Raw genomic sequence first — 25,140 nt, 5'->3', positions numbered from 1 at the left:
TCGGTGACCATCAATCGATCACTCGGGAAGGTACGCCCTCCGCATTCCGCGAGGCACCCCTCCCGAGGCCGATCCACAAGTCCTGAGCATTGCTCCCGGCTGGAGCGGAAGATCGCGAAGCTGCCACCCCGCCCGGAATGGGAGATGGAACGGGTGTGGTCTCCGGACGAGGAGACCGACGAGGCGTATGACGCCGCCTACGAGAAGGCGTGTGTGACGATCGGCGGCCGTCGACTGCATCCGCGCGATCTCGACGCTTACACCGCTATCGCCTACGAGCTCGCCGACCTTGCTGACCAGGACGAGGAGTTCGACCCCAATGACGTGGAGAGTGAAGACGATCTCGTCCGTGGTGACCTGGACGCCGCGTTGGCCTGGGCTGCCGCCGGGGTCTGCGTCCTACAGCAGTCGATCCCCTACCCCTTCCGCGACGTCTTGCCGTATGGCCCCATCGACAACAGGTCCGCTCACCGCCTGGTGTACGCCTATGCGAACCTGCTGCAGTTGAAGCACCCGCGCAAGGCCGCCGCCTGGTTCACGGCGATGGTCTACTTCAGCCCGATGGACAACATGGGCGCCCGCTTCCTCGCCCCGGGAGGGCCTTCGAGCTCCTTGCCGTTTGGACTCTGACTCCCCCAGGGAACCGGTGGTCCCGGCGCGGGTGGACCCCAGCGCTCTCCGGGCCGAACTGGACGGCGTGCTCCACGGTATGTCCGGTGTGGGCTCAGTCCCCGGCCGTCGGCACTTTCGTGTGACTCCCAAGGGTGTTCTGACGACTCCTACGGGTGCCGGATTGGCTTTCCCGCCAGCGGTGGGTGCAGGATGCGCAGCGAAGCGTCCGCGGTCAACCAACTGCCAGTGCAGCTCGGCATCGTGGACCTTTTCGCGGGGGGTGGCGGCTTCAGCCAGGGCACGTACTCTCCGCCGACCATCGTGGTCCCAGCACGCAAAAGGGGAGCCCCGAAGGCCGCACCCGAGCTTTGGACGGCGGAGGGTACGACCGAGGACTCCCCGGTGTCGCGTTGGGATCACATCCGCCCGAGCGAAATCACGAGAGATGAATCCTGCAGCTACATCGCGGAACAGTACCGCAGCCAGACCGGTGTCCCGTCTTGCCCAGGTCAGCCAGGTGACCCCTGCCGTCGTCGCGCTCTTGGCGATGATCGCCATTTGCCTGCTGGCCGCCAGCGGACATACCGACCCGATCGCTGCTGTGGCGTGGTTCGGCGGCACGGTCTTCGCTGGTGGAACGATCGTCAGCGTGACCGTCCACATCCGCCGCTGACCACGATGGTCGGGCGCGGATAGCATGCGCAGCGGCCCGTCCCCGGCAGTTCGAAATGCCGGGGACGGGCCTCTGTTGGCTCGTGCGCGGATGAGTCAGCCGAGCCAGACGATGTCCAGGACGGACAGATGCCGCAGGGCGCGGTTGGCGAAGTAGATGACGGACAGCTGGCCGACGGACGCGATGCGCACGTCCTCGCCCTCCGGGTCGCCGGCGTCCCACTGCGGGAAGCCCCACGGGTTCCCGGCGGCGGCGTCCAGGACGTCCCAGGCCATCTGCTCGGCGTGCTCGGGCAACGCAGTGAGCATCTTCGCGGCCGGCGGCGACAGTCGGACCGCGTACGGCTGTCCGGTCACCGGTGTCTGCTCCGGATCTCCTCCAGGTCCACGAACCCGGTCTCATCCCGGCCAGAGTCGAGGAACGCGTCGACCGCCGGGGCGGAAGTGACGCGGGCCTGCCACACCTGGATGACCTCGTACAGCCCGGCGAGGGAGAACGTCCGGCGGGATTCCTCGAGCGCGGCCGTCCAGTCCTGCTCGAAGGCCGGCACCCACCGGTCCGCACGCCGGTCGGCGCGCAGCTGCGCGAGCAGTTCGGCCGGAGCTCCGGGCGCGGGGGCGTACGGGGTGACGGGTGCGTGGTCGGGCTGCGCGCTCATCTGGTCCTCCCGGCGGGTCGTCACCTCACGGTACGCGCGCCGGGTCGCCGCGGATGCGGGCATGGGACAGATCCCTCCGATCAGGATGCCGGCGACAGCGTGGGGGCGTGAGGGGATGACTGCTGGGCGAGGAACTGGCCGTAGGCGGTTTCAGCGAACCACCAGGCTTCGGGTGAGTGTCGCTTCGTACGCCACGGTCGCGGCTCCACCAGCGTCTCCAGGTGCCCGTCGGGGTGCTGGAGGCAGACGCCGATGCCGTAGTAGCCGAACTCCAGCAGCTTCTCGGGGTAGTGCACGGTGGGAGCCCTCGTGATGATCACCTTGCGGGCGCAGAACGTCGTGAACTTCTCTGCCGCACCCAGGGCCAGTTGGGAGGCGCTTGCGGCCCGTACGGTGGCCAGCCGCACCTGGCACGGACGCGCGACGTGTCGGACGACCTGGCCGTCGGCGACGGTGCAGATCCCGGCCGGGGCCCGGCGGATGTAGGCGCGTTGGTGATCGGTGAGGGACTCAAACGGGACGGGAAGGCCGTGGGGCAACGCCATCAGCACGTCCAGGCCGCCGAAGCCGTAACCGGTGGCGACGCCCAAGCTGGCAGCTTGACGCCGTTCGTGCTCCGCGTCGTCGATGTCGAGCTGGAGCTCCGCGACGCCGAAACCGGCAGACGCGGGAACCGTCGCGAGCATCTCGGCACCCCCTACAGGACCAGGGCCAGGGCGAGGGCCACAGCGCGCTGGCGCGTCGGGTCGTCCTGCTGATCCCAGGTGCCGGCGATGTGTTCAAGGAGGTCGGCCGCCGCGTCGAACACCACGCTGTCCGGGTCGTTGTCGTTGCGGGAGCGCAGCTGGCCGACGGCCCGGAGGATGTTGGCGACCGGGGCGGGCGGTTCCTCAGCGCTGCCGGAGCGAGGGCGAGGACGTGTGACGTCGAGCTCGAAGGCCAGGTAGTAGAAGAAGCCTTCCCGGGTCTGGATGGTGATGCCCTGCACCGGCAGCGGCTCGGGCAGAGGGGCAGGGAGATCGGGATACTTGGGGAGCTCATCGTCGGGGAGCGCGACCACGAACGCGGGGTGGTTGAGGATCGCCGCGGCAGCCGCCTCAGTCGGAATCGGCCCGTCCAGAGGGGCGTCGGTGAGCGGCGCGGCACTGGTCAGCGTGATCTTGTACGGCAGGCCCTCCGCGGTGGTGAAGCGGACCGTGTCACCGGGTTCGGCGTCGGCGGCGATGATGTGCGGGCTGCGGCGCAGTGCTTCGGCGATGCGGACGACGTCGTGGTCGGCATCGATCAGCGGGCTCTCGGTCTGGTCGATGGCTGTGGATTCAGTGGTCATGCTGTCACTCCTGTTCTGGTGATCTTTGTGGGTCTGCGTGCTGGGGTTGACTGCGGGACACTGACGGCTCGGGTCCCCGGCAGCTGACATGCCGGGGACCCGAGCCGTACAGGGTGCGGTCAGCCGGACCGGAGCCGGGCCGACGCGCAGGGCTGGCGGGTCACGGTGGCTGGCGTGGGTTTAGCGGGGCTGGCGGGTCAGGGAGCGGGCGACGGCCTGGGCGTGCTCGCGCAGCGGGATGTCCTGCTTGTTCCAGGTATCGGCCACGTAGTTGAGCAGTTCGGCCACGGCACGCTCGGAGTCGCTCGGGTCGCTCATGAGGACCCGGTCGGCAGCGGAGGCGACGTCGGCGGCCGGCGTCGATGGCTCCTGGTCGCCGACGCCGGACTGGACGCCCAAGACCAGGAGGTGACGGATGCCGCCCCGGGTCTGGATGGTGATGGTGTCCTCGCGCGGGAAGTCCGGGGTGGCCACGCAGAAGCCGGGGTGGTTGAGGATTGCCGCGGCGAGGGCCTCGGTGAGCACAGGCTCCGGCAGGATGTCGTCCTCGGTGGGTTCGGCGTCCTTGAGGGTCAGGTTCCCGTTGAGGCCGGACACGGTGGTGAAGGTGACGACGTCGCCGCCCGCCACGCCGTCGGCGGCGAGGATGCCCGGGCTGTGACGCAACGCGTCGGCGATGAGTTCGGCGTCGTCGTCCGCGGCGAGTAAAGGGCTCTTGTCCCGGTCAATGGCCGGGAATTCGATGGAGGCCATGTTTTCCCTATTTCAGGTCGAAGTCGATGTAATCAATATCGTTGAGTGCGACATCTGAGAGTCCCATAGCACGGCTTCCGCCGTCCTGGAAATAGACGTCTTTAAATCCTTCAGCGACAATCTCACGCATCTGCTGGTCGCTCGCCCCTGCGTCGCGGGCGTCGAGCAGGGCCTGCGCGTACGTCGCCGGCAGATGGACGGTCAGGCGGCGGAAGCGGCCGTCGTCGGTGGTGCCGACCGGCGCGGTGTAGCCGAACCGGGCCCTCGTCTCCACCGTGATCCCGCCCGTGGTCGCAGCATGCCTGCGGCGGCGCTTGCGGACGCCGGGCTGCCACCGTTGCCGAATCGCGCTGTCGATCTTCGCGGCGATGTCCTTCGGCGGGTGCTTGCGCGCCCCGCGTCGGTATCGGTTCACGGAGTCGGCTGTGACGCCGATCTCGGCCGCGACGGCCTTCGCGCTGCCCAACTGCCGCATCAGGTAGCCGATCTGGCCCTTGAGGGTCTTGGGCGGCTCCTGGGTGAAGGTTTCCTGCTCGGCGCGCCTGATGGCGTCGTCGATCTCTCCCGCCACGGGTTCAGCTCCCTTCCGGGGTAGGGTCCTGGCCATCGGGGTCAACGAGCCGGAACCAGGTCTCGCGTGTCTCACGCAGGTCGTGACGCCACAGTTCGGTGCGTGAGGAATCGCGGCGCGTTCGGATGGCGAGCTGCAGAGCCTCCATACGCGCCTCCATCCGGTCCAGCGCCCGCTCCCGTTCTGCCCCGGCTTCGAGCCGCGACGCGCCAGTCTCGGGATCGGCCACGGCCTTACTCGCCCTCGTCCATGACGGCGTCGTGACCGCCGCCCTTGATGTGGCGGGCGGGGTTGTAGCCCTGCTCGATCAGGTCGACCGCCCAGGCCATCTCCTGGACGCCCTCCAGCTTGCAGAAGCCGGGGTTTGCGCCGATCCGGAACGTGCCGTACACCGGGGTGCCGTCGCCGTTGCGTGGCAGGAAGTCCAGCGGTGACGGGCCGTGGCTGGCGTAGACGACGCAGTCCGAGAGCACGGCCAGGGGGTACAGGCCGATCAGGGCGGCGAGCTTGGCCATCTTGCGGTGCATGTTGACCCGCGCCTTGGAGATGACCAGGGCGCGGATGAGCGCGTTCCAGGTGGGGCGTTCGAGTGCGGGCCAGCGCTCCCCGTCGTTGTAGTGCCGGCCTTGGGGGCGTTCGCGGAGCTTTCCGATGCCCCCCTTGACCGTCGACTTGACGGCCGAGAGGACCATGGCGCCCTGCCGGTGCCGGCTCGTCAGAGCGGCCAGCTCCGCGTCGTTGGCGGCAGCCAGGCGTGCCGCGTCCCCGCAGGGGCCGGCCAGCTCACGCAGTGCCGCACGCAGGCCTTCGACGTTGTCCTCGTCGGCTGCAGCGCACGTCTTGTGTAGGGCCATCGCCTCCAGGAACACCGCCGGGTCGGCGTCCTTGTCGACGGGAATGCCCATCTCGGCCGTGGTGGTGAGGTAGGCGTCCTTGAGCCGGTCGTGCCACGGATCGAGGTACGCACCCGTCTCCTCGCGCACGTACGCCTCGATCGGGCGGATCTCGTAGCCGAGCTCTTCGGCGTACGCCAGGGTCGGCGTCGCGTACCAGGCCGGGCCCTGCGGTCGTTGCCCGTTGGACGTGAACGGGCTCGGCAGGCGCGGGTCCAGCTCGATGTGGGAGAGGTCCACCAGCCACACGCCGGGGATCTTCTTGTCGAAGGCCGGCGCGGTGACGTGCACGGGCTCGGACAGGCCGACCGTCAGACGGGCGGCGGCCGCGAGGAAGGCGGTGTTGATGTCGATGCCGACCGCCCACGGCAGAAGGCATTCCTCGTCTGACAGCAGGTTCGGGTCGCGCACCCACTGGTAGGCCTCCTCGTCGAGGAAGCCGCGTTCCCAGCCCTGGGCCACCGGGTGCTCAGGCGGGGCCTCCGGCGGGGCCGGGTCCATCGCGCTGGTGAGCGCGCCCGGGTTCGGGCCGGAGACCCACTCACCGCTCGCCTCGTCCTTGACCGGGCGGGTCGGCGGCCGCAGTGCGGTCATCAGCTCCAGTCCGGTCACCGCGGTGGAGCCTCGCGGGGTGAGCACGCGCGTGGCGAACACCCCGAGGACGCGGGCGAGGTCAGCGGGGTGCAGGGTCGCGGCGTCGCCCCAGGCGCGGGTGTCCAGTGCGTCCCAGGGCAGGATCGCCAGCTGCACGCACTGCCGCTGGCTCTTCTGCGCCGGACGGTAGATCCGCGGCCATGGGCCGAAGCCGCGCTGCGTCAACTTCCATTTGGCCTTGGCGACTTGCTTGACGACCGGGTGGTCCTCCGCGAGGCGCAGGCCCCGGCGGTCCTCCAGGTGCGCGGGCAGTCCGAACCGGGCCGCAGCCGACTCGGTGAGCACGATCAGCGGGTCGGAGTCATTGCCGTGCCGGTTCAGCCGCGCGGCGCCGATCCCGGACTCCTTCAACACCCAGTCCACCAGCTGCGGGATGGTCGATGCCGGGCAGTCCAGCAGGACGCCACCCAGGCAGTACGCGGTGCCGTCGCCGTCCAGGACCGCCAGCGGCCCGTTCGGGAAGCGCGGATCGACCGCAGGGGCGGCTGCCCTCGGCTTCGCCGGACGACGCGACATCGACGTCGGGCGGACGGGGCCAGCCGGGCGGGACGGAGCGGAAGTAGAGCGCGACGGGGGCGAGTTGGTCTCAGGGCGCGCCACAGGTGCAGGGGTGCCGGCCTGGTCACCGGGCGCAGGAGGCATGTTCGCATCGGTCGTCGGTCCGGTGAACGTCTCCGGCACCGGTGCGGATTCGGCCGGGTACTGAACCGCCCATCCCTCCAGCAGCCGCAGATACGCCTGGCGGCGCGGTGCGCGGGGCTCGGACCGCCCCGACTCCCAGTTCTTCACGGACTGCTTCGTGGTCCTCAGCACCTCTGCCAAGCGGGCCTGGCTGACCCCGGCCGCCTCGCGGAGTCGCGCCCGCTCAGCTGGCTGCGGCAACTCCGGTTCACCTGTGAGCAGTTCATCCACGGCCGCGAACAGCTCTTCCTCGGTCGGCTTCTGCATGCCCCTACTCTATCAGAAATTAACCATGGTTGTTCCCGATTCTTTAGCCATGGATTTGACGTTGATGCTAGGCTGACCCCGGTCGGCCGCGCTGGCGGCCGGAACCGGCGACATCCGGGAGGGTTCGGTGGCCGAAGGGGACGTCGCGTCGACCGTGCTGCATGCACGTCCTGGTCGAACGGCCCGAGCGTCACGTGCCACACGAGAGGGTCGACAGCGACCCGATGCGGCTGGACGCAGTTGGAGTCAGGGAGGGCAAGAGGAGACCGCAGCGGAGCGGTTTCACGAGGCCCGGCCGTACGGGCCGCGAGGAAGGGAAGACCGGTGACCGGGATCAAGCTGCGCGACCACCAAATCGAGGCCGTAGCCGCGATCGTGCGAGGACTGGACGTCCCTCCTGGGGGGATCCCCGCGAACGGTCTGCGGGGGCAAGTGCACGCCGCGTGCGGCACGGGCAAGACCATCATCGCCGCTGCGGCCGCGAAACGGATCGCCCCCAAGGGACGGGTCCTCGTTCTGGTGCCGACGCTGGACCTGCTGACCCAGACCGTACGGGCGTGGCGCGCGGCTGGCCACAAGGGCCCGGCGGTGGCGGTGTGCTCGCTCCACGACGACCCGGAGCTGTGGACGCTGAAGGTCCGGTGCACCACCAACCCGATCCAGCTGTCGCTGTGGCACGGCGACGGGCCGGTCACCATCTACGCCACGTACGCCTCACTCGGCGTCCTGGCGGAGGCCTTCGAAGGGGCGTACGGCCAGCAACTTAGCCTCATGGACCTGGTGTGCGTGGACGAAGCCCACCGCACCAGCGGGTCGATGGGGAAGGCGTGGGCCGACGTCCACGACCAAGGCATCATCCCGGCGGCACGCCGGCTGTACCTGACGGCGACGCCACGGATCTGGCAGGAGCGCCCCCAGCACTGGGAGGTCGCCGAGGGCGTCCGGGACGCCTTGCCTGAGGAGATGGCGGCCTCCATGGACGACGAAGAGATCTTCGGTCCCGTCCTCTACAAGCTCTCTCTCGCCTCAGCGGTCTCCCGAGGACTGCTTGCCCGCTACCAGATCATCGTCATGGAACTCCGGGACCCGGTCGTCACCCCCGAGCGGCTAATGGGCGAGGAGCGGCGCGGTGAGGAGGTACGCGGGCAGCGGCTCGGGGCCCTCCACGCGGCGCTGCTGCGCACCATGGCTCACCACGGCCTCAACACCTGCATCACCTTCCACCACCGGACGATAGAGGCACAGGCTTACTCGAAGGGCCTGGAGCGCGTCGCGGCGAAACTGCACGCCAATCAGCCGGAAAAGTACCCGGCCAAGATCTGGGCTGACTGGCTGTGCGGAGAGCACGAGCCGGACCACCGGCGCAGGGTCCTGGGCAGCTATGCCACGACGGTCCGCCGAGCGATCCTGTCGAACTGCCGCGTCCTGGGCGAGGGCGTCGACATCCGGGCCGTGGACTCCGTCGCCCTCCTTGACCCCAAAGGCGCCCCCCACGACATCGTCCAGGCCATCGGCCGCGCTCTGCGGCAGAAGCCAGGGCAGGGGAAACTGGCCTCGCTGATCGTGCCCGTGTTCCTGGAGGCCGACGAGCAGCCGGAGGACATGTTCACCTCCGCCTCGTACCGGCCTTTGGTGCAGGTCCTGCAGGGGCTTCGGGCTCACGACGAAGAGGCCGTGGAACTGCTCGCCATTCCCCAGGAGCCGCAGAAGGACGAAGTGCAGCCGTCCGAGTACATCGGCACGGCGCCGGAGGACGGCGAGGAAGAGTCCCGTCTGCTGCTGCGTTTCGCAGCTCCGCGTGACCCGGAGATGGTCGCGAACTGGGTGTCCTTCAACGTCATCGACACAGAGAAGCAAGACTGGGCTCGGGGCTGGGCGGCACTGAAGAGGTTCACCGACCGTGAGGGTCACGCCAGGGTGCTGATCGGGCACAAGGAGGGCGGGTACCCGCTCGGGCGGTGGATCGCAGAGCAGCGGCGGGCGTACGGGGCCGGGCAGATGACCGGCCTGCGCGCCCAGCGGCTGGAGAAACTCGGCATGGTGTGGTCCGTTGCGGACGAACGCTTCCAGGAAAACCTGGAGGCGGCCCGCGCCTACTTCGCCGACAACTGGACCCTGTGCGCGCCCCGGAACGCGTCCGCCCTTGACCTGCGGGTGGGGCAGTGGCTGTCCAACCTCCGCCGTCCCGGCGCGCTCGCCGAACACCCCAAGTGGGAAGCCGCGTTGAAGGAGATCGATCCGGACTGGAACCCCAAGTGGCCGGCCGACTGGCAGCGGCACTACGCCGCCGTACGCGAACTCCTGCGTGAGGAAGCTGAGTTCTCGGAGATCCTGCCGGGCGTCACCTGCCACGGGATGGACGTCGGGAAGTGGCTGCAGAAGCAGCGGCAGCACACCGTCTGGCAGGAGTTGAAGGCCGGACAGCGCGAGCGCCTGGAACAGCTCGGCGTCGTCCCGCTGCCCCCGAAGCAAGAAACACCGCCGAAAGCCCGCAAGGGCGGCGCCGGCGCCTTCGAGCGGGGCCTTGAGGCGCTGCGGCAGTACAAGAACCGGGAAGGCCACGTGACCGTCCCCAGGGCCCATGTCGAGAACGTCGTGGTCGATGGCTGAGGTTCCCCCGAGATGCGGGGAGAGGTGACAGCAGGTCAGATGGGACTCATGAGAGGAGCCCAGACGATGCCTGCCCCGAGGAAATACCCGCTGGAGTTGCGTGAACGAGCGGTGCGGATGTACCGCGCTTCCGAGCCGAAGCCCGTGATCCGCCGCATGGCCGAGGAGCTCGGCGTGCACCACGAAGCCCTGCGCGGCTGGATCCGCCAGGCCGAAGCAGACGCCGGTGAGCGGGACGACCTGCTGACCACCGAGGAGAAGGAAGAGCTCGCCCAGCTGCGGCGCGAGGTGCGCCAGCTACGGCGGGCGAATGAGGTCCTGCGGACGGCCTCGGCTTTTTTCGCGGCGCAGCTCGACCCGACCCGGCCCAGGTGACGGCGCTCGTCGACGAGCATCCGCACCTGGGGGTCGAGCCCGTACTCCGGGAGCTGAACCTCCCCTCCTCTACCTACTACCGCTGGCGCCATGCCGAGAAAGAGCCGTGCGAACGGCGGCGGCGGGACGCCGAGTTGACGGGGAGGATCCGGCAGGTCCATGAGGATTCCGACGGCACCTACGGCTCGCCCCGCGTTCATGCCGCCCTCAAACGCAACGGGGTCCACGTCGGCCGCAAGCGGGTCGAGCGGCTCATGCGCGAGGCCGGTCTCGCCGGCATCAGCCCCCGCCGGCCCAAAGGCTTCACCCGCCGTGATCCGGGCGCCGATCTCGCCCCTGACCTGGTGCGACGCGATTTCACCGCGAGCGCGCCCAACCGGCTGTGGGTCACGGACCTCACCATGATCGCCACCCATGAGGGTCCCCTGTGGCTCTCGGCGATCCGCGACGCGTTCTCCCGCCGCGTCGTGGCCTGGGAGACCTCCGCCCACGCGGACGCCGACCTCGTCCTGTCCTCCCTCGAGTACGCCCTGGCCAGCCGGGAGGTCGCCCCCGGCGAGCTCGTGCACCACGCCGACCACGGCTGCCAATACACGAGTATCAAGCTGACAACACGCCTGGTCAGAGCAGGTATCCAGGCGTCCATGGGGTCCGTCGGCGACTCGTTCGACAACGCCTTGGCGGAGAACCTGTGGAGCATCGTCAAGACCGAGTGCATCCGCGGGCGCGTCTTCACCACCAGGACCGAGGCCAACCTGGCGCTCTTCGAGTACATCGACGGCTTCTACAACAGCCGGCGCATCCAAAAACGCCTCGGCTACCTCAGCCCGATCGAGTTCGAGGAAAAGCATTACGCCGACCAGGCAGCGGCCGAACCAGTGAACCTGAAACCACGACAACCCGCCCTGACCAGCTAGTCAGCCACTCCCGCACAGCGGGGGAACCTCAGGCCAGGAGCACGCAGTGAAGCTGGGTGTGTTTCTGTCGAATACGCGCTCGAGGCGGGCGAATCTCGCCGAGGACAAGCTCACGCAGTTGTCGGGACTGGGACTGGCGTGGGCGGCAGCGGACGGAGGGCAACCGCAGTGATCTGGAATCCCCGCGACCTCGCCCGGGACACGGTTCGCCGGCAAGGCGCGGGCCTGAGTGCCGTACAGGTGGCGGCCAAGGTCGCGGAGGCCGCCGCGCGCAAGCGGGAGACCCGCGAGCAGATGGACTGCGCTCTCGTCGATCGCGGCCCGTACGCAACGGACCCGCGGGAGCTCGCGGAGCTGTGGGAGGCCAGGCACACCGAATGGTGCCGGGTCGGCACGCTGGTGGAGGCCTCGTCCTGGACGTCGTACGACCCCGCCCAGGACGACCAGGGAACATCCTGGGCTCGCGAGCGGGACACACGGCGGCAAGGTGCCCTGCAGCGGCATGAGGCGTGGGTGCGGGAGCGCCAGGACGCTAAGGACGAAGTGCACGCGCAGGTCTGGCTGTCCGCCGATGTCAGCCGCCGCCTGCGGGCCATCGCCGCCCGGGCGGGCCTGTCAGCCGAGCAGGTCCTTGCCCAACTCGCTGGCCAGGCCCGGATGAACGACGACAGCCGTGTCGCGGTCGAAGCGTTCACTCTGTCCACGGGAGAGGATACGTACCGATGACCACCCCGGAAGACCAGCGCGTGCAGGCGGCCGTACGACGGCACCTCCGCAACAGGGCCTTCGCCGAGGCGGAGAAAGTCATCTCGCTCGTGCTGTCCGACCCGCAGGTACAGCAGGCGAGGGCACAGATCGAGGCGGCGGAGACGCAGATCGGCCTGGAACTGCGCACCCGCCTCCAGCCCTTCCAGGACCGCTACGAGCAGGCAGTCCGCGACGGTGACGCGGACGTGTTCATCAAAATCTGCCCGGGAAAGCACGGCCGCTGGGGACGGATCTGCGTCCTGGACGACGGCCACGAGACCTCGATGGAGGAACCCCACTGGGGCCACAACAGCGACGGCGAGCCGATCGCCTGGGTGGGCAGCGCCCCCGACGACTGGTGAACGCGACGCCGACCACACCAGTACGGTCGCCGCACCGTCGCCGGTGTGGCGGCTTTCAGAACGTGGTTCCGGTCGGAGCCTGCCGGAATCCGGAGGCGATCTCATGGTGACGCGCGAGCACCGTGTTCGGACCGACACGGACGTAGAACTCCGCACGCTGTCCGTCGCGGTAGGCGTACATCTGGCCCCCGCCGGAGACCTCGATGGCGAGGACCTTCCTGCCGTCGTGGTCGATCACGCGCAACTCGTACGGCGGCGCTGGCTCCACGCTGTCCCGGATCATGCCGACCACCTGGAGTTCCTGCTTGTCGACGTTCGCTCCCTCGGGCAGGCCCACAGTCTGCAGGTCGTCTCCGACGCCGATCAGGATGGTGCCGCCGTCCTGCGACGCGAAGGCCGCGACGGTCTTGAGCATCTTCTTCCGCGACTCGCCCTCCGGGACCTCCCGTTTGCACTCCAGGTGCTGTCCCTCTCCGTTCGACAGGAGGAGGTCCAGCTCAGGGCCGGGCTGCTCCCAGACAACCGAGGCGTCGCGGGCGCGCCCGTACGTAGGGGCTGGGAAGCTTCGCCAGTCCAGCCACTGGTGTTCACGGCGGAGCATCAACAGGCTGTCGTGCGCGAGTCCGTGGGGCAGCTGGAAGCTGTAGGTGCCGGCACCGTCGACGGGGTGGTTCTGGTTGCCGGCCGCCCAGCTGAGCTCTAGTACCGCGCCGTCGAGGACCTCGCCGTCCACGACGGCCGTCAGCAGGTCGGGCCCGATGGTGATCTGCTCAAGCCAGCCCGCGCGCTGCGGCAGGACGATACGCCACAGGTCCGCACGGCCCGCAGAGCTGTCGTTGGGGCGCTGGTGGAGGAAGGCGCTGAGCGCCTGGTCGAAGTTCAGGAAGGAAGGGCCGTCGCCGACCAGAAGGTCGTGGCCGGGCTGGGGAGTGTTGGTGTCCCGGCTTATGGTCCACTCGGTGCGCGGCCACGGCGTGGTCACCCGGTCCCACTCTTCCTGGCCGCGCAGCCGGTACGTGGAGGCGCTGGAGGCTGGCGGGCTCGGGGAGACGACTTGGAGGCCGTGGACGTCCTGTTCGTCCCCCCGCAGCAGCGCGGCAACCGTCGGGCCGGGCAGGCGGAGCTCCCGGAAGCACGCGGTGCTGTAGCGCCAGGCCCGCTCCTTCACCGAGGTGTCGTCGTCCAAGGTGACGTGACCATGGTGCAGGCGCCACTGTTGTGCGTCCGCGAGCAAGGCCAGTCGGACGTTCACGGCGGCTCGCTCGTTGAGCATCGCCACCAGCGCGGCCGTGTCCGTCTGCCCGCTGATCGCCATGCCCGGTCTCCCTCTCCCAGCAGCGTGTGGAGCCGAATCAGGCGCATCGTCACGGCCCGTGCTCACGAGCAGGCTACGCCGGGGCAGGTGAGCGGGAGACCAAGCAGCGCTCCTCCCCCACCAGTTGCGGACCGTACGCGGCCGGCACGGAGCACCTGACGGGCCCACGCTCACCCACGCGGGAGGGGCGGCGTCAACCCGGGCGCGGGAGGTCACCCGGTGCGCCGGTCGACTCAGCGGCACCCGCGGACTGCGGTTACTCGAACGCGGAGCCGGGTGCGCGGGGCATGCTGATCGCCATGTCTGGGGCGATCTTGAGCTAAGGCACCGCTGGTCGAACTGCCGTACAGGTGATCGCCAGCGGCCCTCTATGTCGTGGCTGGCTCTGGTTCCGGGTGCCGGGCCTTGGTCCGCACGGCGGCCTCGATGCCGAAGCGGGGCTTGTCCTGCTCCTGAGCGTGCACGGTGACGGCGGCCTGGACCTCTCCGGCCCGCTTCCGCCAGTGCTGCCAGGCCGTCTCGTACGCCTCGGTCTGCTCCGACGACCAGGGCGTCGACGTGGGCCGGCCGTAGGTGTCCCGCAACTCCAGAACCCGGCCGTGCGCCTCGTCGGCTGCTCTCTGCATCTCCACCAGTTCATCGAATGTGTGTGCCACGTCGACGGATCCTACGTCGGCTACAGCCGGTCGCCCGGCAACGTGACCAGCTCGCCCGCCACCCCTGCATCTACGACACAGTCTCGCCCTCCGCCGTCCACGTCCGAAGAGCACGCTCCCGCCCGCACGTCTCCTCGATGAGCCAGACCACGACCTTCGGGTCCTTGCTGTAGAGCCCGACCCACTCCGTGTAACGGTCGCGAGCGGTTGATACCAGCTCCCACTCACCCTGCACCGCTGGGCCGTTGGCCACGAACCGCAGCCGGGCGAGGTACCTGGTCTCCATAGTGGTCCCCTCCCTCCGCTTCATCGTCGGGCCCGCCGATCGGCAAGGGCCGCAGGCAGACGTACCGAAGCGCTGCCGCGCCCGGCCCGCAGCGCCCGCGAGGAACCGGATTAGGTGTCATCCAAGGCGAAGGCGCGCTGGTGGAAGGCGGCGGCTGCGTCGCCTGCCTCCGCAATTCTGCACGAACGCAGGTGGCAGGGGCACTGCCATGGTGACGGGCCAGGGTCAGCTGGCGAACGGGGCTACATCGTCGGGAGAGACATCCGGGCGAGCACGATGCAGCCGTACGGGGTGGCGCCAACGGCCGGCGCCGTCCCGGGCGACGTCGATGTGAACCTCCACGACCAGCTCGGGCTGCACTAAGGTGACGTTCAGCGTCTCGTTCGTGCCCCACCCGGCGGAGAACGTCCAGCCCGTCCACGGATGCTCGCTCCCGGCCGGGTCCAACAGGCCGGAGAACGAGCCGCCCACCGTCCGGGAGAGGGTGACGGTGCGGCCGGCGTACTGCAGGCGCCCGTCCGTGTCGTAGCGCCCCAGCAGCAGGCTTCTGGGAGCAGAGGGTGAGCCGGTGACCGCGCCGATGATCGCTTCCGTGGTCTCGCGGACCTTGTACTTCCGCCAGCCGCGCACCGTAGGCCTGTAGGGGTCGTCCAGCCGCTTGAAGACGACCCCTTCCAGTCCGACCGCTGTCCAGGACAGCCACTCCCGGACGGTGTCCGGGTCGGTGGTCGACGGACACAGCGCCCACGGCGCCGTCAGACGGCCTGCGGTGAACAGTTGCTCCAGGGCCGCCCGACGCCACCGGTACGGCCACGCCGCCGTGTCGGTGCCCGCCAGGCGGAGCAGATCGAACGCGACGAAGTGGGCCGGCCACTCCTGCGCAAGCCGGTCCGCTCCGGTGCCGCGCCGCCGAAACCGCCCCTGGAGGCGCTCGAAGGCAAGCCGTCCGGCCTCCCATACCACCAGCTCACCGTCTATTGCTGTCGCATCTGGCAGTTGCGCAGCCCCGGCCACGACCTCGGTGAAAGCCGGCGCCATGTCCGTGCCGTGCCTCGAGCGCAGCATCACCCGGCCGCTGTCTACGGAGAGGCTCGCGCGGAAGCCGTCCCACTTGGGTTCGGCCGCCCACCCCGGCGGCAGGTCGGGGCTGTTCACGACCGTGGTGAGCATCGGCTCCGGCGGGGTCCACATCAGCGTCACGGCGGAGGCGGGGATCAGGCGGCGCTCTTCTTGCGGCGGCGTCCAGCCCGGGTGAGCGCGTCGACCAGCTCCTCGCGGCTCATCTTGGACCGGCCTGCGATGTCCTGCTCGGTGGCCCGCTGGTACAGCTCCGCCTTGCTCAACTGCCGCAGCTCGCTCTTCCCTCCGCCTCTCCCCCGCTTTGTCGCCGACGCCCGGGCCGACTTCGGCGGAGCCTTCTTGACGGCAGCTTTCCTCTCCGCCGCCTTCGCCGACGGCTTGCGCACCGTCTTCCGCGCGGCCGACTTCTTCTGCGGCGCCGCCGGCTCCTGTCCCCCGGCACCCCGGGCCTGGTCGAGGCTGCCCTGCAGGACCTCCATCAAGTCGACCACGTTGGTGGCCTGGGGCGGCTCCTCAGCCAGGGCGATCTCCTGTCCTTCGGCCTTCGCCTGCACGAGATCACGCACCTTCTCCTCGTATGTGTCCCGATACCGGGCGGGCTCCCAGGGCGCGCCGAGGGCGCCGACCAGCTGGATCGCCATGTCCAGCTCCTTGCCCTTGCCCGCGCGGCCCGAGGGCAGCTCGGGCAGCTCCTTGCCCGGGTCACGAACCTCGTCCGCCCAGTGCAAGGTCTGGAGCACCAGGACCTTGTCCTCCGCGCGGAGCGCGGTCAGGTACTGCTTGCCTCGCATCACGAACGTGGCGATGCCGACCTTCCCTGACTCGGCCAGCGCCGCGCGCAGCAGCTCGTAGACCTTGGCGTACTCCTTGCCGCGTGGGGCGATGTAGTAGGTGCGGTCGAAGTAGACCGGCTCGATGTCGGCGAGGTCGACGAAGTCGGTGATATCGATGGTCTGGGAGCGCCCGGGCGCGATCTGGTCCAGTTCGCCGGGCTCCAGGACGACGTACTCGCCCTCCGTCACCTCGTAGCCCTTGACGATGTCCTCGCTCGGGACTTCCTTGCCGGTGCGTTCGTTGACCCGCCGGTTGCGGATCCGGTCGGCTGTGCCGCGCTGCAGCTGGTGGAAGTGGACTGTGTGGTCCTGTGTCGCGGTGAAAAGACCGACCGGCACGCTGGCCAGCCCGAACGTGATCACACCCGTCCAGATCGCGCGTGCCATGTCCGCACCCTCCGTCCCTGCCTGCCTCCGTGGTCGCATCCGGCACGGATGCTCCTGGTGACCACGCTGGCACTCCCGCAAAGAGAACGCGCGCCGGGGCACAGGCGAGCGGAGCAGGCGAGGGGCCTGTGGACCACGGCGGGGCCGGTTCCGCCTCACGGACATGAGGGTCACACACACCAGGCATTCGAACGTATTATCGAATTCTCGGTTATGGTGGAGACCTGGGGGGACACAGGTCAGCGGCGGGACGCGCGAGAGTAGGGAGGTGTAGCGCCGTGGATTTACTCATCTGCACGTCGCCTCTGGATACTCCGCCCGCTACGGCGCCTCCCTTCCCGGCGCCTTGGTGCAGCGTGCGGCCGAGCGCGGGGTGACGACGCTCGCACTCACTGACCGGGACACCGTCGCGGGAACGGTCCGCTTCGCCACAGCCGCTGAGGCCGCCGGCATCCAGTCGATCCTCGGTGTCGACGTCGCCGTCGCCCCGATCGCCTCACCGGACCCGGCCGCCGTACGACCTCGTACGCCAGTGCGCGGCGGCGCGCACGTGCTGGAACCGCCGCTGCGGATCACCCTGCTCGCACAGAACGCGGCCGGGTGGGCGCGGCTGTGCCGCCTGGTGTCGGCCGCGCACGCCGAAGCAGACGGCGCGGCGCCGGTCGTGTCCTGGCCGACCTTGCACGCGTACGCCGACGAGGACCTGGTGGTGCTGCTCGGACCCTCCTCCGAACCGGTGCGGGCGCTGTCCGCCGGCCGCCCGGATGTCGCCGAGCAGCTGCTCGCGCCGTGGCGGGATCTGGCCGGAGAGCGTCTGCGGCTGGAGACCGTGTATCTGGGACGGGAGGGCACCGGCGCGGGATCGCTCCGGCTGGCCGCGCGCACCATGGGCCTGGCCGACCAGCTCGGCGTACGCACCGTGTTGACGAACGCAGTCCGCTACGCCGATCCCGGTCAGCACCGGCTGGCCGACGTGCTCGACGCCGCCCGGCTGCTGCGGCCCGTCGACCGCCGGCACCTGGACGGCGGGGAGCGGTGGCTGAAGGGCCCGGCCGCCATGTCCGCGGTCGCCGAGCGGATCGCCCAGGCCGTCGGCGACGAGTCCGCCCGCGCCGTACGCCTGCTGACCGAGACCGAGGCCACCGGGCAGTCCTGCACTCTCACCCCGGCCGACCTCGGCCTGGGCACCCCTCACTTCCCCGAGCCGTCCGTCGTGGGCGCGGGCCCGGAGCCCGGTTCGGGGATGCGGCTGCTGAGGCAGCGGTGCGAGGCCGGGATGGTCGCCCGCGGCCTGGACCGCGACGAACGCGCCGTACGACAGCTCGACTACGAGCTCGAAGTCATCGGCCGGCTCACCGGCTTTGAGGCCTACTTCCTCGCCGTGGCCCAAGTAGTCGCCGACACCCGGGCGCTGGGGATCCGGGTCGCCGCGCGCGGCTCCGGCGCAGGGAGCATGGTCAACCACTCCTTGTTCATCGCCACAGCCAATCCCCTTGATCATCATCTTCTGTTCGAACGGTTCGTGAACGAGCGCCGTACGTCGCTCCCAGACATCGACCTCGACGTCGAGTCCGAGCGGCGCCTGGAGGTGTACGACGCGATCATCAAGCGGTTCGGCACGGAGCGGACCGCGGTCACCGGCATGCCCGAGACCTACAGGGCAAGGCACGCCTTGCGCGACGCCGGGCTTGCCCTCGGGATTCCGCCCCAGGTCGTGGGCGACATCGCCAAGAGCTTCCCTCACATCAGGGCGCGGGACATCCGCGCGGCGCTGGCGGAACTGCCGGAGCTGCGGCAACTCGCCTCCCAAACAGAGAAGTTCAGGCCGCTGTGGGAGCTCGCCGAGGGCCTGGACGCGCTGCCCCGCGGCTACGCCATGCACCCCTGCGGGGTGATCCTGTCCGACGCGTCCCTGCTGGACCGGCTGCCGGTGCAGCCGACCCCGGCGGGCTACCCGATGGTGCAGGCCGACAAGGAGGACATCGAGCTCGGCGGCTACGCCCTTCTGAAGCTGGACGTGCTCGGAATCCGACTTCAGAGTGCGATGGCGCACGCGGTCGCGGAGATCCGCCGCGCCACGGGGAGAGTCCTCGATCTCGACAATCCCGACCACGTCGACCTCAACGACCGGCTGGCCTTCGAGATGATCCAGGCCTCGGACACCGTGGGCCTGTTCCAATTGGAGTCACCTGGCCAACAAGATCTTTTGTCCAGGCTGCAGCCCAGACACTTGCAAGACGTCATCGCCGACATCTCGCTATTCCGTCCAGGGCCGGTAGCCGGAGGCATGCCTGCGATCTTCATAGCGGCCCGGCACGGCGCGGCCCCGCGGTACGCGCACCCGGACCTGGAGCCGATCCTGTCGGACACGTACGGCGTGACCATCTGGCACGAGCAGATCATCGCGACGTTCGCACAGCTGACCGGCTGCGATCGCGCTGCCGGCGAGTACGCCCGCCGCACCCTCGCCGACCCCGACCGGCTCCCCCGCGTCGAAGAGTGGTTCCGCCGTACGGCCGGTGACCGCGGCTACAGCACGGCCGTACTGGACGAGGTCTGGGAGACCATCGCCAGCCACGGAGCATATGGATTCTGCAGGGCGCACGCTGTCGCATTCGCTGTTCCTGCACTTCAGAGCGCCTTTCTGAAGGCCCACTTCCCGGCGTTCCTGTACGCCGGGCTCCTGGAGCACGACCCCGGGATGTGGCCGCGACGGCTCGTCGTGTCCGATGCCCGCCGCCACGGCGTGCCGATCCTGCCCGTCGACGTCAACCACTCGCGCGCGGCGCACCAGGTCGAGCAGACCGAGCAGGGCTGGGGCGTGCGCCTCGCCGTCTCCACCGTCAAAGGGATCAGCGAGGGTGAGGTCGCGCGCCTCGTGGCCGGCCAGCCCTACACCGGCCTGCAGGACCTGTGGCAGCGCGCCCGCCCCTCCCTGCCGATCGCGCAGCGGCTGATCCGGATCGGCGCGCTCGGCCCGCTCCCGGGCGACCTCACCCGGCGGGATCTCCTGCTGCAGGCGACCGAACTCCACCGGCAGTCCCGCGCCCGCACCGCCACCGACGGCCAACTGCCGCTCGGCGGCGAGCTGGTGACCTCCACCCCGAGCGGACTGCCCGAGATGACCAGCCGGGACAAACTCGGCGCGGAACTGGACACGCTCCAGATCGACGTCACCCATCACCTGATGGAGCACCACCACCGGCTACTGAACGAACTCGGCGCCACCACCGCCGCGCACCTGCGGAGCATGACCCCCGGACAGAAGGTCCTGGTCGCCGGAGTCCGCGCCTCCACCCAGACCCCGCCGATCGCGTCCGGCAAGAGGATCATCTTCGTGACCCTGGAGGACGGCACCGGCATGGTCGATCTCGCCTTCTTCGAGAACTCCCACGAGGCCTGCGCGCACACCGTGTTCCACTCCGGCCTGCTGCTCGTACGCGGCACCGTCGAGTCCCGCGGCGCGCGCCGTACGGTGGTCGGCGCCATGGCCTGGGACCTGGACGAAGTGGCCGCCGCCCGCCGCGACCACGGCCCCCAAGCCGCCCTCGACCTGCTCGGCCGCACCGACCCGGCCCCCACCCCGGCCCATCCAGCAGCACCGCATCGCACCCTTGCCGACGGCACCGCGGGCGCCCGCCTCCACCCGTACGCCGACCTCCAGCCCGCCGGCACCCGGTCTGCAGACCTGCGGCGCCTGGGGCACCGGAGTCAGGGAAGCGCAGGGTGATCACAATGAGCGGACGCCACCTTCTCCACCTCCGCTTCGACGTTCCGGCCGTCGAGGAAGCCGAACTCCCCGAGGGGCTGCGCCGTTTGCTGGAGAACGTCACGCCCCGCGTGCAGATGATCGGGCCGGACTCGGCTGCCCTCGACCTCACTGGAGCGATCCCGTACTGGAAGCGGGACGCCCGCGGCCTGACCGAGCTGGTCCAGCTGCGTGCGCTCGCCCACTTCGGCCTGCGCAGCTCGGCGGGGTGCGCCCCCAACCGGATGCTCGCCGCGATGGCCTGCGCCCTCACCCCGCCCGGGCAGCGCACCGTCGTCGACGACTCCCCCGAGGCGATCTCTGCCTTCCTGCGCCCGCGTCCGGTCCACGAGTTGCCCGGTGTGGGCGCGCGGACCGCCACGACGCTCGGCGAGTACGGTCTGCACACCGTCGGCGACGTCGCCGATGTCCCCCAGCTCACGCTGCAACGTGTGCTCGGCGCCCGGGCCGGCCGCGCCCTCCACGAGCACGCCCAGGGCCGCGACACCCAGGTCGTCGACCCCACCCCGATTCCGGCGAGCATCAGCAGCGAGCACCGCTTTGACCGCGACGAGCTCGACTCGGCCGCCCACCGGCGCGCCCTACTCGCTCTCGCCGACGACCTCGGTGCCCGGCTCCGTGCCTCCGGCCAGATCGCGAGCGGCCTGACCTGCACCATCCACTACGCCGACCGGAGCTCCACCCGCCGCAGCCGTGTCCTGTCCGAGGCGACTCAGCACACCGTGCTCCTGGCCCGCGCGGCGTACGCGGTCTACGAATCCCTCGGGCTCCAGCGCGCGCGGGTCCGCAACATTGCGCTGCGCGCCGACGCCCTTCGGCCGGTCGACCTGGCCACCCGTCAGCTCACACTCGATGCGCGCGACGATAAGCCTCTCGCGATCGAAGCCGTCGCCGACCGTGCCCGCGCCCGCTACGGGCACCAGGTGATCTACCCCGCTGTCCTCGCCGTCAACTCCCGTCCCGCTACTGCCTGATGCCGGGAAGAGGTGGCTTTACCCGTCGCCTCGATCGTCGGTCACTCGACCAGGCCGACCGGGCCCCGACCCGGCTTCTCGCAGTTCCCGATGGAGCAGGTGCTGGCCGGCGGAGAAAAGGATGGGCCCGCCACCACGGGGGGAGTGACGGGCCCATCCTGAAGTCCACGGTGCCACATCCGTCCCGGACGCGCGCAGTCTCCCGGTGAAATGTCTGTAACCACGGCCCCTGTATGGCCACGGGCTAGACCGGCACGGACTCCACGAGGTCGGGAGCGTCGAGAAGGTAGAGCTCGGGGGAGTTCCGCTCGTCCGAGATCAGATCCTGTGCGGTCAGCGGCTGCTTCGTCTCTGGGTCGCGGTATCCGATCCCGGCGGCCTGCAGGGCGTCGTCCAGGCCGCTGAGCAGCCGCCGACGTGTGGCCTCGTCCTCGTTGTCCCAGCCTGCGGAAATCGTCGCCGCCCGGGTGCCGTGGGGGAAGACGACGATCACGCCGTCCGGTTCGCGCATCCACGGCGCCAATGCGTCCAGGGCGCCGTGGATCAGCCGGGAGGAGTGCAACAGCGGCGGCCGTCGGTTTCGGAGAGGGTGAAAGCGGCCTGCTTGACGATCTCCTCCTCGCTCTTGCCCGCCCGGTAGTCCTGCACCATGGCGGCGCCAAGGGCGTACATCGCGTCCTGGAAGGCCTGGGCGGCGTTGTAGGTGTGGTTCTGCTCGCCCAGGAGCCGCTTGTCGGCCCGCCGCCGCCGGAAGTTCGCCATGGTCCCTCACTCGTCTTCGCGGTCTTCCTCACGCGGCCGTCCGCCCGATCTTGACCAAGTCTATCGGCGCTGTGGCACCGGCCGTGAGCGTAGGACGGACAGGGGTTCAGCGCGTGAGCGAGGTGCCGACGCTCACCGTGCGGGGCGTCGGCGGCGTCCGGTCACTGGTAGAGGAAGTCGACGTCGAACTCTGCGAATCCGACGAGGAGTTCGAGTGCGGTCGTTGCCGCCGCGAGCCGTTCCTCGGGGGTGCACGCTGCGCAGGCCTCGCACACTGGCCCCGTCGCCCCGTTGACGGTGCCCCAGTTGGCCTCGTAGGCCTGGGCTACGTTCCGGAACGCTGCGGTGGGGTGGAAGGGTGCGTCGGCCGGCTCGCTCCCCTCCATGAGCACTTCCGGTAGTTCGCCGTAGGTCTCGGCAGTGACCAGGCAGGCCCAGTGGACCAGGATGCCGGTGGTCGCCGGGTCGTCTTTGAGGAGGTCCAGGAGCTGCTGGCGGCAGGGCTGGCAGTCGTCCAAGACCGTGTCATAGAGCTGAGCCACTAGGCCGACGATCGCGCCCTCCCGCTCCTCTTCGTACTCCATGGGAGGGGCCCAACGCCGTCGGTCATAGCCGCCATGGTCGTGGACGTGGTCGGTGGTGAGCACAGCCCTGGACACGAAGGCCTCCGTGAGCACCGGTTACCGAAGAACGGAGTCAATCGTCTCGCGGTGGGGCAGGCGGCAGAGGCCGTTTCCGGATTCCGTACTGCCCGGGCCTGCTGCCAGGGCTCCGCGTCCGTGAGGGACGACCGGTGGTGACGTTTTCGTGGCAGGGGTGGCAGGAGTCGAACCTGCGGCATCCGGGTTTGGAGTCCGGCGCTCTGGCCTCTGAGTGCCTGTTTTCGATCCCCGGTTTTGAGTAGCTTTGGGTCCTAGGCTGGCTGGGTGTCCGAGGACGCCGGGGAGGCCGGGGAACGGGTGTGCAAGGGCTGCGGTGAACGGCTGCGGCTGGACGCACGGCCCGCTGCCGTGTCCTGTTCGGCAGCATGTCGTTCCAGGCAGTGGCGCCGGGACCGCCGGTTGCGCAAGCGGGTGGCCGCGGAGTTGAGTGGTGCCGGCAGAACCGAGTGCCCTGAGTGCGGGGCGACTTGGGTGGCTGGGGTGGACCGCCGTTCGAACGCGGTCTACTGCTCGCGACGGTGCGTCACGAGGGCCTGGAGGGCCCGGAAGGAAACGTTCGGCGAACGGTCACAGTGACCGCATCGCGAACGCATTGGGATCCCAACTCCGGTCAGAAGGCCGTCAATTACGGTCGTCCGTTGTGATCGTCGTATTTCCGGTCTGACTCTCGGTCGGGAAGCGAGCCGGGTCTCGCCACGGCCGCTTGGCCGTGCACCGGACCGCGGTGGGTGGTGAATGCCATGCCCGAAGAGATCGAGTCCGCCGACAAGGTCGGCAGCGTCAGCGGGAACCGCTATGCGGAGATCGTGGCCGAGCTGCGGAAACTGGTCGAGACGTCCAGCCGCATCCAGTTCACGATCGGCGACTACGCACTCGAAGTCGAGCCGATGCGCGAGGCCGGCGGCCAGGAGCGGGGCGACGAGCTGTTCACGGTCAAGGACTCCCTGTTCCGCCTCGCCGAGGACATCGGGGTGTCGTACTCGCAGGTGAGGTCCGTGAGGTGGACCGCGTCGAAGTGGCCGAAGGACCGCCGGGTGTCGGGGGTGTCCTTCACCGTCCACAAGATCATGGCGTCCATCGTGGACGACGAGGAACGGTGGGCAACGATCCTCACCCCGCCCGAGGGCAAGAGCCGGTGGACACCGGACGAGGCCAACCGGCGGGTCGGCCGCCAGATCGTCAAGCCCGTCACCCCGCAGGAGAAGATCACCGCGATTCACACCCTGGCTCGCGACGAGGACGTCGCCGCGGCGGTGACCACGGACTTCCTCAAGCGGCCGACGGTCGCGGCGAAAGTGCCCGAGCAGGAGAAAGTCCGGGTCGTGGAGGAGTTCACCCGCGACGAGTCGGTGGCGACCACAGCCGCGACGAGCCTGCTCCGCAGGCCGGACGTCGCCTTCCGGGCGATGTCGGACGACACCGCCCGCCACCAGGTCAACCATGCCCAGGTCGAGCGGGGCCGGCAGGCCCGCGAGCACTTCGAGGAGACCAGCCCCGTCGCCCCGGCCATCCGCAACATCGACCGGTCGGTGGAGTTCCTGGACCTGGTCACCGCCTGCCACTCGTTCGTCGCGGCGGCCGGCCGTGTCGTCCCAGGCCTGCGTGACCGCCAGCTCGGTGACGACGAACGCACCATCGTCCATGAGAACGTCGCCCGGGTCCGGGCGACGCTGGACTGGATCGAGACCGCGGTCGACACCGGCAAGGTCGACGTCGACGGCGAGTTGGCCAAACTGCTGCAAGGCGAGTAGGCGATGCCTAGCGCTTCCGAGCGCAGATCACCCGCCGCCCAGCGACACGCCGACACCGTCCGGTTCGTGCTCTTCGAGGCCCGCCCGGCCGGTCTGACCTTCAACCAGCTGGTCAGATCCAGCGAGCTGTCGCCCCACCAGACCCGCTCCGGCCTGGCCTGCCTGCGGGACACCATCGCCGAACGAGGCTGGCCGCCGCTGATCTGGAACAGGAAGGACGGCTACAAGTTCTGCGCTGACCCCGCCGAGCTCCAGGCATACGAGGTCGCGGTCATCCGCGGGAAGCTCACCGAGATCCGCCGGTTCATCACCGGGACGGTCGCTCCGCACGCCGCCCTCCAACCCAAGGGCCGGTGGGTCAAACACCTCAACACCCAGCTCAGCTCGGTCGAGTCCACGCTCGACGTCATCGCCGACTTCACAGATGCCTGACCGGCGGGGGCGGGCCCCCCGCGGCCCGCCCCCCCCCCCCCGGCGGGGGGGCGGGCGGGGGGGGGGGGCGCCCGGGCCCCCCCCCCCCCCGGGCCGCCGAAAAGGCCCCCACCGAGCCACGGTGACGCCG

27 protein-coding genes are annotated in these 25,140 nt (G+C 69.7%); 11 read left to right on the top strand and 16 right to left on the bottom strand.

Annotated features, from left to right (window positions below; all coding sequences use genetic code 11):
• Nucleotides 1-144 precede the first annotated feature (144 nt).
• Complete coding sequence (locus tag ACGFYH_RS34805; protein ID WP_393807164.1) at nt 145-630, top strand: hypothetical protein; 486 nt, start codon at nt 145-147, stop codon at nt 628-630.
• A 472-nt stretch (nt 631-1,102) separates the two neighbouring features.
• On the top strand, nt 1,103-1,285 hold the full coding sequence (locus ACGFYH_RS34800; protein ID WP_048581628.1) for a hypothetical protein: 183 nt from the start codon (nt 1,103-1,105) through the stop codon (nt 1,283-1,285).
• A gap of 95 nt (nt 1,286-1,380) precedes the next feature.
• Here ACGFYH_RS34800 and ACGFYH_RS34795 read toward each other — a convergent pair whose 3' ends face one another.
• The 8 genes from ACGFYH_RS34795 to tap all read right to left on the bottom strand — a co-directional run bounded on the left by ACGFYH_RS34795 (nt 1,381) and on the right by tap (nt 7,092).
• On the bottom strand, nt 1,381-1,641 hold the full coding sequence (locus ACGFYH_RS34795) for a hypothetical protein (RefSeq protein ID WP_393807163.1): 261 nt from the start codon (nt 1,639-1,641) through the stop codon (nt 1,381-1,383).
• Nucleotides 1,638-1,943, bottom strand: a complete 306-nt coding sequence (locus ACGFYH_RS34790; protein WP_393807167.1) for a DUF6247 family protein — start codon at nt 1,941-1,943, stop codon at nt 1,638-1,640. Before ACGFYH_RS34790 ends, ACGFYH_RS34795 begins: the two co-directional genes overlap by 4 nt.
• Before the next feature lie 80 nt (nt 1,944-2,023).
• Nucleotides 2,024-2,629, bottom strand: coding sequence for a hypothetical protein (locus tag ACGFYH_RS34785; protein ID WP_393807162.1), 606 nt, complete (start codon nt 2,627-2,629; stop codon nt 2,024-2,026).
• An 11-nt stretch (nt 2,630-2,640) separates the two neighbouring features.
• Complete coding sequence (locus ACGFYH_RS34780) at nt 2,641-3,273, bottom strand: hypothetical protein (RefSeq protein WP_393807161.1); 633 nt, start codon at nt 3,271-3,273, stop codon at nt 2,641-2,643.
• Between the two features lie 180 nt (nt 3,274-3,453).
• Nucleotides 3,454-4,026, bottom strand: a complete 573-nt coding sequence (locus ACGFYH_RS34775) for a hypothetical protein (protein ID WP_393807160.1) — start codon at nt 4,024-4,026, stop codon at nt 3,454-3,456.
• 7 nt (nt 4,027-4,033) lie between these two features.
• On the bottom strand, nt 4,034-4,597 hold the full coding sequence (tpg, locus tag ACGFYH_RS34770; protein WP_393807159.1) for a telomere-protecting terminal protein Tpg: 564 nt from the start codon (nt 4,595-4,597) through the stop codon (nt 4,034-4,036).
• Nucleotides 4,598-4,601: 4 nt separating this feature from the next.
• Nucleotides 4,602-4,826, bottom strand: coding sequence for a hypothetical protein (locus tag ACGFYH_RS34765; RefSeq protein WP_393807158.1), 225 nt, complete (start codon nt 4,824-4,826; stop codon nt 4,602-4,604).
• A gap of 4 nt (nt 4,827-4,830) precedes the next feature.
• Nucleotides 4,831-7,092, bottom strand: coding sequence for a telomere-associated protein Tap (tap, locus tag ACGFYH_RS34760; protein ID WP_393807157.1), 2,262 nt, complete (start codon nt 7,090-7,092; stop codon nt 4,831-4,833).
• 324 nt (nt 7,093-7,416) lie between these two features.
• On the opposite strand from tap, the gene ACGFYH_RS34755 reads away from it, so the two are divergent.
• From ACGFYH_RS34755 to ACGFYH_RS34735, 5 genes are all read left to right on the top strand, one after another.
• On the top strand, nt 7,417-9,702 hold the full coding sequence (locus tag ACGFYH_RS34755) for a Helicase associated domain protein (protein WP_393807156.1): 2,286 nt from the start codon (nt 7,417-7,419) through the stop codon (nt 9,700-9,702).
• Nucleotides 9,703-9,768: 66 nt separating this feature from the next.
• On the top strand, nt 9,769-10,077 hold the full coding sequence (locus ACGFYH_RS34750; protein WP_393807155.1) for a transposase: 309 nt from the start codon (nt 9,769-9,771) through the stop codon (nt 10,075-10,077).
• Nucleotides 10,074-10,994 carry an IS3 family transposase gene (locus ACGFYH_RS34745; protein WP_393807154.1) on the top strand — a complete coding sequence of 307 codons (921 nt, stop codon included), beginning with the start codon at nt 10,074-10,076 and terminating at the stop codon, nt 10,992-10,994. The genes ACGFYH_RS34750 and ACGFYH_RS34745 overlap by 4 nt, the downstream gene beginning before the upstream one ends.
• 168 nt (nt 10,995-11,162) lie before the next feature.
• Complete coding sequence (locus ACGFYH_RS34740; RefSeq protein ID WP_393807153.1) at nt 11,163-11,720, top strand: hypothetical protein; 558 nt, start codon at nt 11,163-11,165, stop codon at nt 11,718-11,720.
• The gene (locus ACGFYH_RS34735; protein WP_393807152.1) at nt 11,717-12,103 is read left to right on the top strand and encodes a hypothetical protein; all 387 of its coding nucleotides are present in this window, start codon (nt 11,717-11,719) and stop codon (nt 12,101-12,103) included. Before ACGFYH_RS34740 ends, ACGFYH_RS34735 begins: the two co-directional genes overlap by 4 nt.
• Nucleotides 12,104-12,158: 55 nt before the next feature.
• Here the strand turns inward: ACGFYH_RS34735 and ACGFYH_RS34730 are convergent, their stop codons facing one another.
• The 5 genes from ACGFYH_RS34730 to ACGFYH_RS34710 form a co-directional block, all read right to left on the bottom strand.
• Nucleotides 12,159-13,418 carry a helix-turn-helix domain-containing protein gene (locus ACGFYH_RS34730; RefSeq protein ID WP_393807151.1) on the bottom strand — a complete coding sequence of 420 codons (1,260 nt, stop codon included), beginning with the start codon at nt 13,416-13,418 and terminating at the stop codon, nt 12,159-12,161.
• 368 nt (nt 13,419-13,786) lie between these two features.
• Nucleotides 13,787-14,074 (bottom strand): hypothetical protein, encoded by a 288-nt coding sequence (locus tag ACGFYH_RS34725; RefSeq protein WP_393807150.1) that lies wholly within the window; start codon nt 14,072-14,074, stop codon nt 13,787-13,789.
• Nucleotides 14,075-14,144: 70 nt separating this feature from the next.
• Complete coding sequence (locus ACGFYH_RS34720; protein WP_393807149.1) at nt 14,145-14,360, bottom strand: hypothetical protein; 216 nt, start codon at nt 14,358-14,360, stop codon at nt 14,145-14,147.
• A 225-nt stretch (nt 14,361-14,585) separates the two neighbouring features.
• Nucleotides 14,586-15,551 (bottom strand): ATP-dependent DNA ligase, encoded by a 966-nt coding sequence (locus ACGFYH_RS34715; protein ID WP_393807166.1) that lies wholly within the window; start codon nt 15,549-15,551, stop codon nt 14,586-14,588.
• A 23-nt stretch (nt 15,552-15,574) separates the two neighbouring features.
• Nucleotides 15,575-16,660: a Ku protein gene (locus ACGFYH_RS34710; RefSeq protein WP_393807148.1), complete on the bottom strand. Its 1,086-nt coding sequence runs from the start codon at nt 16,658-16,660 to the stop codon at nt 15,575-15,577.
• Nucleotides 16,661-16,952: 292 nt separating this feature from the next.
• On the opposite strand from ACGFYH_RS34710, the gene ACGFYH_RS34705 reads away from it, so the two are divergent.
• Both ACGFYH_RS34705 and ACGFYH_RS34700 read left to right on the top strand, forming a co-directional pair.
• Nucleotides 16,953-20,390, top strand: coding sequence for a DNA polymerase III subunit alpha (locus ACGFYH_RS34705; protein ID WP_393807165.1), 3,438 nt, complete (start codon nt 16,953-16,955; stop codon nt 20,388-20,390).
• A gap of 5 nt (nt 20,391-20,395) precedes the next feature.
• Nucleotides 20,396-21,403: a hypothetical protein gene (locus tag ACGFYH_RS34700; RefSeq protein WP_393807147.1), complete on the top strand. Its 1,008-nt coding sequence runs from the start codon at nt 20,396-20,398 to the stop codon at nt 21,401-21,403.
• A 244-nt stretch (nt 21,404-21,647) separates the two neighbouring features.
• Here ACGFYH_RS34700 and ACGFYH_RS34695 read toward each other — a convergent pair whose 3' ends face one another.
• The 3 genes from ACGFYH_RS34695 to ACGFYH_RS34685 all read right to left on the bottom strand — a co-directional run bounded on the left by ACGFYH_RS34695 (nt 21,648) and on the right by ACGFYH_RS34685 (nt 22,824).
• Nucleotides 21,648-21,914, bottom strand: a complete 267-nt coding sequence (locus ACGFYH_RS34695) for a hypothetical protein (protein WP_393807146.1) — start codon at nt 21,912-21,914, stop codon at nt 21,648-21,650.
• A gap of 32 nt (nt 21,915-21,946) precedes the next feature.
• Nucleotides 21,947-22,165 (bottom strand): hypothetical protein, encoded by a 219-nt coding sequence (locus ACGFYH_RS34690; protein ID WP_393807145.1) that lies wholly within the window; start codon nt 22,163-22,165, stop codon nt 21,947-21,949.
• A 161-nt stretch (nt 22,166-22,326) separates the two neighbouring features.
• A complete protein-coding gene (locus ACGFYH_RS34685; RefSeq protein ID WP_393807144.1) occupies nt 22,327-22,824 on the bottom strand; it encodes a hypothetical protein in 498 nt (165 codons plus the stop codon).
• A gap of 743 nt (nt 22,825-23,567) precedes the next feature.
• Between ACGFYH_RS34685 and ACGFYH_RS34680 the strand changes: the two genes are divergently transcribed.
• Both ACGFYH_RS34680 and ACGFYH_RS34675 read left to right on the top strand, forming a co-directional pair.
• Nucleotides 23,568-24,578, top strand: coding sequence for a DUF6192 family protein (locus ACGFYH_RS34680; RefSeq protein WP_393807143.1), 1,011 nt, complete (start codon nt 23,568-23,570; stop codon nt 24,576-24,578).
• A 3-nt stretch (nt 24,579-24,581) separates the two neighbouring features.
• Complete coding sequence (locus ACGFYH_RS34675) at nt 24,582-25,010, top strand: RacP protein (protein ID WP_393807142.1); 429 nt, start codon at nt 24,582-24,584, stop codon at nt 25,008-25,010.
• Nucleotides 25,011-25,140 lie beyond the last annotated feature (130 nt).

The sequence above is a fragment of the Streptomyces sp. NPDC048392 genome, assembly GCF_043200575.1.
Classification (GTDB): Bacteria; Actinomycetota; Actinomycetes; order Streptomycetales; family Streptomycetaceae; genus Streptomyces.
Note: the sequence above shows the minus strand (reverse complement) of the source record. Positions and strands in the feature narration are given on the sequence as shown.